Source organism: Sedimentibacter sp. B4, assembly GCF_000309315.1.
GTDB classification, from domain to species: domain Bacteria; phylum Bacillota; class Clostridia; order Tissierellales; family Sedimentibacteraceae; genus Sedimentibacter; species Sedimentibacter saalensis.
Genome location: NZ_CANG01000688.1, coordinates 1 through 230, shown reverse-complemented (window position 1 = coordinate 230; position 230 = coordinate 1). Strand labels below are relative to the sequence as shown.

At 70.9% G+C, this 230-nt stretch carries 1 pseudogene; it reads left to right on the top strand.

The window, feature by feature from the left end:
- Positions 1-30 precede the first annotated feature (30 nt).
- Positions 31-230: pseudogene (locus BN358_RS24120) on the top strand (Orotidine 5'-phosphate decarboxylase); the annotation flags it as partial.

Sequence of the window (230 nt, the reverse complement as noted above, 5' to 3'; positions counted from 1 at the left end):
CAATGCCCTTGACAGGGAAGGGATGGGATCGTGACCACCTACTGGCGCCGGCTTCGGGAGGTGGTCGCTGAGCGCGGCCCACTGTGCGTGGGCATCGACCCGCACCCGTCCCTGCTCAAGTCCTGGGGGCTGGAGGCCTCCGCCGCCGGCGCAGAGACCTGCGCGCGGACGCTCGTCGAGGCACTCGGCGACCGGGTCGCGGCGTTCAAGCCGCAGTCCGCGTTCTTCGA